Genomic DNA, 6913 nt, shown 5'->3' on the forward strand with positions numbered 1-6913 from the left:
AGTCGGTCTCGCACATGCCGCCGACCAGCACGTCCAGGGCGCGCCGCTCGGCCAGGGCGGCGGCGCAGGTCAGGAAGACGAGGTTGCGCCCCGGCACGAAGGTGGTCGGCAGGCCGCGCGCGTCGGTCCCGATGGCCCGGTCGGCGGTCAGGGCGCTGTCGGCGATGCGGCCGTAGCCGGTCAGGTCCACGACATGGTCCGGGCCGAGCCGACCGGCCAACCGCGGCAGCTCCCGCACAAGACCCTCGCGGACGTCGAGCCGCGCCCGCATCTCGACCGCATGGCGCTGGCCGTAGTCGAACCCCACGGTCTCCACGCGCCCGTACCGGGCCAGCGCCCAGGCCAGGCAGGTGGCGCTGTCCTGGCCGCCGGAGAACAGGACGAGGGCGGATTTCGCGGTGTTTTGCTGTGAATCGGGCATGGCGAACCTGCGGTCGGCCGGTCGGCCGCGCGCATGGACAGGGAGGGATGGGCCGTTCGAGGACGGGCGGGCCTTCTACACCAGCGCGCCACGGGGCGCAAAACCTGGGGCGCAGGGGGCGCAAAACGGCGCGGCGGGGCCTTAACGGTTCGGCAAACCGTTGCCTGCAATGTCCGCCGGTCACAATGGAGCGCCGGTGAGTAATGCCGACCATTGAAGTCCTCACCGAGCGCGCCGAGGCGGTGTCGCCCCAGACGCTGGCGAGCGAGGTGTTCGCCCGCTTCGAAAGCGAGCCCGACACCCTGGTGATCGCCGTGGTCGACGGTCGCCGTCCGGTCGGCCTGATCGAGCGCACCGACTTTCTGCTGAAGACCGCCAGCCCGTTCGGACACGCCCTGTACGCCGGGCGGCCGGTCATCCATGTGATGGATCCCGAACCGGCCATGGTCGAGGCCGGAGTCGCCATCGACACCGTCTGCGCCGCCCTGATGAAGAGCGACGCCAGGGTGCTGACGCGGGGCTTCATCGTCACCCGCGAGGGGCGCTATCACGGCGTCGGGACGGTGGCGTCGATGCTGCGGGCGGTCAACGAAGGCCAGAGTCTCAAGATCGCCGACCTGGCGGACCAGGTGCGGACGCTGAACGACGGCCATGTCCAGGCCCTCAATGCGGCGCGGGCCCGGAGCCAGTTCCTGACCGTCATGAGCCACGAGCTGCGCACGCCCCTGAACGGCGTCCTCGCCGTGGCCGAACTGCTGCGCCGCCAGCCGCTGAACGCCCAGGCCCACGCCCATGTCGCCACGATCGTGGAATCCTCGGAGACCCTGCTGCGCGTCCTCCAGGACGCCCTCGACCTGTCGCGGGCCGAGGCCGGCGAACTGGAGCTGCGGCCCGGGCCCACGCCGCTGCGGTCGCTGATGGACGACATCCAGGCCGCATGGGCGCCGCGGGCTTCGGAGGACGACGTCACCCTGATGATCGGCTACGAGGGCGACACCGACCTGGCCGCCGTGATCGACGGCGGACGCCTGAAGCAGGTGTTCAACAACCTGATCGGCAACGCCCTGAAATTCGCGCGCAACGGCGTGGTCGAGGCCCGTCTCAAGGCCGTGGCCGCCGGCGACCGCATCCTGCTGGAGGCCCGAGTCCGCGACGACGGTCCGGGCATCGACGCCGGGCGGGTGGACGCGATCTTCGAACCCTTCGTCCACGGCTCCGACCAGGACGGCGCCGGCCTCGGCCTGTCGATCTGCCGCCAGATCATCGACCGCATGGGCGGCCGCATCTGGGCCGAGAACAATCGCGGCCGCGGCGCGACCTTCGCCTTCGACCTGGCCGTCGAGCGCACCCGGGTGGAGTGCGCCCCGGCCTCGAATGTCCAGGCGCTGTCGGACCGGGACATGACCGGCACGCCGCACGTCCTGATCGTCGACGACAACGCCACCAACCGCGTCGTCGCCCAGGCCCTGTGCGAGATGTTCGGCTGCACCTCGGAAACCGCCGGCGACGGGGTCGAGGCCCTGGCCGCGGTGCAGGAGCGCAGGTTCGACCTGGTGCTGATGGACATCAAGATGCCGCGCATGGACGGGGTCCAGGCGACCGCGGCGATCCGCGCCCTCGACGGGCCCGCGAGCGCCATTCCGATCGTCGCCCTGACCGCCAACGCCGATCCCGAGGACGCCAGCAGATATCTCGACTCCGGCATGGCGGCCGTGGTCGAGAAACCGATCAAGCCCGAACGGCTGCGCATGGCCATGAACGCGGCCCTGGGGCAGGTCGCCGTCTCCGAGGACGCGCCCGGCAACGGCCAATCCTCGCGCTCGGCGGCCTAGACCGGCCCGGCGGGGACGGCCTCTTCGTCCTCGTCGTCATAGCCGACCAGGCGCAGGGCCCGGGCCTTCTGGCCGTTCAGCCCGCACCAGCGCAGCAGGCCCTCCTCCCGACCGTGGGTGATCCACACCTCCTCGGGCCGGAGCTCGGCGAAGGTGGCGGTCAGCTCCGGCCAGTCGGCATGGTCCGACAGCACCAGCGGCAGCTCGACCCCCCTCTGCCGGGCCCGGGCGCGAACCCCCATCCAGCCGGAGGCGAACGCCTGCACCGGATCGGCGAAGCGCCGGGACCAGCGGTCCTGGGCGGCGGCCGGCGGAGCGATGACCACCTCGCCGCCGAGCGCGTTCGGCTCCAGGCCGGTGGCCGGCGCCAGCGGGCCCAGGTCCACGCCCTCGCGCCCGTACAGGCGGTTGAGCCGCTCCAGCGCCCCGTGGACGTAGACCGGCCGGTCCCAGCCCGCCTCGCGCAGCAGCCGGATGACGCGCTGGGCCTTGCCCAGGGCGTAGGCCCCGACCAGATGGGCGCGGTCCGGGAACTGCCGCAGCGAATGGAGCAGGCGGCCGATCTCCCCGGCGTCGGGCGGATGGACGAAGACCGGCAGGCCGAAGGTCGCCTCGGAGACGAACACGTCGCAGGGCACGGGCTCGAAGGGGGCGCAGGTCGGATCGCGGCGGCGCTTGTAGTCGCCCGAAACCACCATGGTGACGCCCTTCAGGCGAATCACCGCCTGGGCGGAGCCCAGCACGTGCCCGGCCGGGACCAGGGTGACGCCGACGCCGTCGTGCGAGACGGCCTCTCCATAGCCGGCCGGCTGCCGGCGCGCCGCGAAGCCTTCGCCGTATCGCTCGGCCATGACGGCCAGGGTCTGCGGCGTCGCCAGGACCGCGCCGTGGCCGGCCCGGGCGTGGTCGGAATGGCCATGGGTGATCACGGCCCGCTCGACCGGCCGCACCGGGTCGATGTGGAAGTCGCCCGGGGGGCAGTACAGGCCGGCCGCGGTCGGCCTGAGCAGGTCCTCAAAGCGGATCATCGATCGGATATGGGTCCTCGCAGCCGATGGGGAACGCGCGAGCGGCGCTTGCGTCCACGCCCGCCGTGGGGTGATAGCAGGACATGTCGTCATCCGCCCTCGCCTCCCTGCTGCCGCAACTGGCCTCCGGCGCCGCGCACACCCACGCCCTCGGGTTCGCCTTCGACGGGCTGGACGGGGACCGGGTGCGGCTTCGCGTGCCGTGGCGCGAGGACCTGGTCGGGGATCCGGACACGGGGGTGCTGGCCGGCGGCCTGGTCACCGCCCTGCTCGACCACGTCGGCGGTCTGGCGGTGTGGATCGCCCTCGACCGGTTCGAGCCCATCGCCACCCTCGACCTGCGCGTCGACTACATGCGGGCGGCCGAGCCGCGGCGGGACCTGATCGCCGAGGCGCGCTGCTACCGGCTGACCCATTCGATCGCCTTCGTCCGCGCCTGGGCCTTCGAGAACGAACCGGACGACCCGGTGGCGGCGGCCCAGGCCACCTATGTGCTCAGCGCCCGCAGCGCCCGCCAGGCCGACGCGGCCCCGACGGCGGAGGCGGCCCGGTGAGCGACCTGCTGGATCGTGTGCCCTACGCCCGCTTCCTCGGGCTGGAGAGCCGGCAGGACGGCGACCTGCTGACCGTGACCATGCCGTTCGCCGAGCGGCTGATCGGCAATCCCGTGCTGCCGGCCCTGCACGGCGGGGCCACGGCGGCCCTGCTGGAGCTGACCGCCGTGGCCCAGGTGGCGCTGTCCTATCCGCGCCTGCGCCTGCCCCGGCCGATCAACGTCACGGTCGCCTATCTCCGCTCCGGGCGGCCGGCGGACGTCCACGCGCGGGCGCGCATCAGCAAGGCCGGACGGCGCGTGGCCCATGTGCTGGCCGAGGCGTGGCAGGATGACCAGACCCAGCCGATCGCCTCGCTGACGGCCCATTTCCTCGTGGCGGAATACGATCTATAGTTGTAGGCTGTTGTAATCTTCGATTGCTTCCGGTACGCCAGACGTTCACCGGAGGACGTCCCATGACCAGACAGAACATCGGCGAAGCGCTCGCCGTCCGCCTCTACGCCGCCGAGGCCGCGCTCGACCACGCCCTGGGCGAGGCGGCGGCGCTGGCCGCGGCCCTGCCCGCCGCGCGGGCGGAGGCCTGGCTGTCCGCGGCGGCGGGCCAGCCCGCCTTCAGCGGCGCGGCCGCGGCGGTGGCGGCCCTGGCCGAGGCGCGGGGCCACCTGGTCCGGACCCACGCCGCCCTCGCCGCCCTGGCGCGGAGGCTCGGGCTGGACGGCCTGGCCGCCGGCCCGGTCGACAAGCCCGGCGACACGCCCCCGGTCGGCGGCCTGTATCCGGAAGACGACACAGCGGCGATCATGGTGAACAAACCCCTACCGGAAGCGGGCGGGTCGTGTTAAGACTCCGTTCACCCATTCCGCTTGGAGGTTTCTATGGACAAGGCTCAAATCATCGCCAGCGTCGCCGGCGATCTGAATGCGACGGAGCACGCCGTCGACGCGGCCCTCGCGCACGCCACGACGCTCGTGCAGTCGATGATCGGCGCCCGGACGGCCCTCTGCATCTCGCCGGTCGTCGGCGCGGAGTCGCAGACCAGGGCTCTCGAGGCCATCGCGGCTCTGGGCGCGGCCCGTCAGGCCATGGTGACCTGCCACGAGGAGCTGGCCAAGGATCACCGCCGCCTAGGCTACGGCGTTTACGCCGGAGCCGAGGACAAGGGCCAGACCACCACCGGCGAGCACCGTCTGCGCGCCGTCTAAATCCTCTCTATGTCGGCGACCGGTCATTTCCGCCGACGCTGACTTCAGGCACTATCGCCCCCATGCTCGAAGGCGTGGGGGCGATTCTGTGTTTCCGACCATCTACTCCCAGCTCGTCGTGGCCGCCGCCGTTCTCGTGGTCACGTTTGTTTTTCTGAAGGGTGAGGAGCCCGAGCGCCTGGGCGGGGCCGCCTACGCGATGGTTTTCCTCGCCACGACGATGATCAAGGGTGGCGCGGCCCCGAACCTGCCCCGGTGGGGGATGATGGGGCTTGAGATGGTCTTGCTCTTCGTCTTCATCGGGATCGCCTGGTACAGCCGCCGAGCCTGGCCCGTCTGGGCCGCCAGCTTTCAGGCTTTGATCGTCACGAGTTACGTCTTGGTGGCGGCCAACCTGCGGCCACCGGCCGACGCCGCCGCCGCCGTCATCAACATGTCCAACTACGGCCTGCTGATCGCGCTGGCGGTCGGCACCTTCTGGGCGTGGCAGGAGCGCAAGGCGGCGGCCATGGGATCGAAGAAGGCCGCGCCGCCGGTTCCGTAGCGGCCGGGGCCGGCCCAGGGGGGAGACGTCCGGTGTTCGACACCCTCTACGCCCAGATCGGCGCGGCGGCCGGCGTCCTGGTGGTGACCTTCGCCCTGCTCAAGGGGGACGAACCGGAACGGGTCGGGGCCGGCGCCTATGCGCTGGGCTCGCTCGCCGCCCTGCTGGTCCAGAACGACGGCCGGCTGGTCGGCCCGCAGTGGGGGCTGATGGCGGTCGAGACGGTCATGCTGGCGGCCTACGCCGCCCTGGCGTGGAAGAGCCGCCGGTCGTGGCCGATCTGGGCCAGCGCCCTCCAGTCGGTGATCGTCATGAGCCATGTGCTGACCACCGCCGACGTCCGTCCGCCGATCGCCGCCTTCTACGCCGTCGTCAACCTGACCGCCTACGCCATCCTGCTCGCCCTCGCCCTCGGCGTCGTCCGGGCCTGGAGGGACCGCCGGGCGCTCGGCCCGGCCCTAGAGCCTGATCGGTTGAGGCGGAATCGCTTCGCGATTCCGCCGATGCCGTGAATCAGGCTCCAGTATAAGGCTGGAGCGAAGATCCGGGTTTGGACGCGATCGCGTCCAAACCGATTTCGCTCTGGCCGCGGGGCGCGGCGCAGGTGTATATTCCTATCGCGATCCGCCGGCGTCGACCGGCCCGGCCGTCCGGATCCCGTGGAGTCCGCTTCCGCCATGCCCCTGTCCCACGCCCGGTTGTGGAACGCCATCGACGGGCTGGCCCGGCGCGAGGGGATCAGCGCCTCGGCCCTGGCGCGGCGGGCGGGGCTGGACCCCACCAGCCTGAATCCGTCGAAGCGGTTCGGACCCGGCGATCCGCCGCGGCCGCGCTGGCCCTCGACCGAGAGCCTGACGCGGATCCTGCACGCCACCGGCCTGTCGCTGGGCGAATTCGCGGCCCTGGCCCGGGATGCGCCGGAGCGGCGGTCGACGGCGCCGATGCTGGGCCTGGCCCAGGCCGGCGAGGAGGGCTTCTTCGACGACGCCGGCCTGCCCGCCGGCGACGGCTGGGAGCAGACCGAACTGCCGCGCCCCCGCGACAGCCTGCTGAGCCTGCGCGTCACCGGCGATTCGATGGCTCCGGCGTACCGCGAGGGCGACCGCCTGATCGTCGACCGCGAGGCCTCGGACGTGCGCAGGGGCGACCGGGTGGTGGTGCGCACCATCGGCGGCGAGACCCTGGCCAAGCAGGTGGCCGGGCTGACCGCCCGCGCCGTGACCCTGGCCTCGATCAACCCGGCCTATGAGCCGCGCGTCGTGGCCCGCGGGGAGATCGTCTGGATGGGGCGGATTCTCTGGGTCAGCCAATAGCCCGCGGCCCGCGAAAA

The 6913-nt window shown here is 72.1% G+C and carries 10 protein-coding genes; 8 read left to right on the forward strand and 2 right to left on the reverse strand.

Going from position 1 to position 6913, the window contains the following annotated elements:
• The coding region (locus Q0588_RS04840; RefSeq protein WP_298744241.1) for a 7-cyano-7-deazaguanine synthase at positions 1–421 on the reverse strand (421 nt) is incomplete at its 3' end.
• A 203-nt stretch (positions 422–624) separates the two neighbouring features.
• Here Q0588_RS04840 and Q0588_RS04845 point away from each other — a divergent pair.
• Positions 625–2253 carry a response regulator gene (locus tag Q0588_RS04845; RefSeq protein ID WP_298744243.1) on the forward strand — a complete coding sequence of 543 codons (1629 nt, stop codon included), beginning with the start codon at positions 625–627 and terminating at the stop codon, positions 2251–2253.
• On the opposite strand, the gene Q0588_RS04850 is transcribed toward Q0588_RS04845, so the two are convergent.
• Positions 2250–3281: a ligase-associated DNA damage response exonuclease gene (locus Q0588_RS04850; protein ID WP_298744245.1), complete on the reverse strand. Its 1032-nt coding sequence runs from the start codon at positions 3279–3281 to the stop codon at positions 2250–2252. The genes Q0588_RS04845 and Q0588_RS04850 overlap by 4 nt on opposite strands.
• Positions 3282–3364: 83 nt before the next feature.
• On the opposite strand from Q0588_RS04850, the gene Q0588_RS04855 reads away from it, so the two are divergent.
• The 7 genes from Q0588_RS04855 (at position 3365) to Q0588_RS04885 (ending at position 6896) form a co-directional block, all read left to right on the forward strand.
• A complete protein-coding gene (locus tag Q0588_RS04855) occupies positions 3365–3835 on the forward strand; it encodes a PaaI family thioesterase (RefSeq protein WP_298744247.1) in 471 nt (156 codons plus the stop codon).
• Positions 3832–4230 (forward strand): PaaI family thioesterase, encoded by a 399-nt coding sequence (locus Q0588_RS04860; protein ID WP_298744249.1) that lies wholly within the window; start codon positions 3832–3834, stop codon positions 4228–4230. The genes Q0588_RS04855 and Q0588_RS04860 overlap by 4 nt, the downstream gene beginning before the upstream one ends.
• A 62-nt stretch (positions 4231–4292) precedes the next feature.
• Entirely contained in the window at positions 4293–4679 is a 387-nt protein-coding gene (locus tag Q0588_RS04865; protein WP_298744251.1) for a hypothetical protein, read from the forward strand.
• A 33-nt stretch (positions 4680–4712) separates the two neighbouring features.
• Entirely contained in the window at positions 4713–5039 is a 327-nt protein-coding gene (locus Q0588_RS04870) for a hypothetical protein (RefSeq protein WP_298744253.1), read from the forward strand.
• Positions 5040–5127: 88 nt separating this feature from the next.
• Positions 5128–5583 (forward strand): hypothetical protein, encoded by a 456-nt coding sequence (locus tag Q0588_RS04875; RefSeq protein ID WP_298744254.1) that lies wholly within the window; start codon positions 5128–5130, stop codon positions 5581–5583.
• A gap of 32 nt (positions 5584–5615) precedes the next feature.
• Positions 5616–6095, forward strand: a complete 480-nt coding sequence (locus Q0588_RS04880) for a hypothetical protein (protein WP_298744256.1) — start codon at positions 5616–5618, stop codon at positions 6093–6095.
• A gap of 165 nt (positions 6096–6260) precedes the next feature.
• Complete coding sequence (locus Q0588_RS04885) at positions 6261–6896, forward strand: helix-turn-helix transcriptional regulator (RefSeq protein ID WP_298744257.1); 636 nt, start codon at positions 6261–6263, stop codon at positions 6894–6896.
• Positions 6897–6913 lie beyond the last annotated feature (17 nt).

This window comes from uncultured Brevundimonas sp. (assembly GCF_937870815.1).
GTDB lineage: Bacteria > Pseudomonadota > Alphaproteobacteria > Caulobacterales > Caulobacteraceae > Brevundimonas.

Coding starts and splice junctions, on each gene's coding strand:
- Q0588_RS04845 (WP_298744243.1), top strand. CDS start 625: ATGCCGACCATTGAAGTCCTCACCGAGCGCGCCGAGGCGGTGTCGCCC.
- Q0588_RS04850 (WP_298744245.1), bottom strand. CDS start 3,281: ATGATCCGCTTTGAGGACCTGCTCAGGCCGACCGCGGCCGGCCTGTAC.
- Q0588_RS04855 (WP_298744247.1), top strand. CDS start 3,365: ATGTCGTCATCCGCCCTCGCCTCCCTGCTGCCGCAACTGGCCTCCGGC.
- Q0588_RS04865 (WP_298744251.1), top strand. CDS start 4,293: ATGACCAGACAGAACATCGGCGAAGCGCTCGCCGTCCGCCTCTACGCC.
- Q0588_RS04870 (WP_298744253.1), top strand. CDS start 4,713: ATGGACAAGGCTCAAATCATCGCCAGCGTCGCCGGCGATCTGAATGCG.
- Q0588_RS04885 (WP_298744257.1), top strand. CDS start 6,261: ATGCCCCTGTCCCACGCCCGGTTGTGGAACGCCATCGACGGGCTGGCC.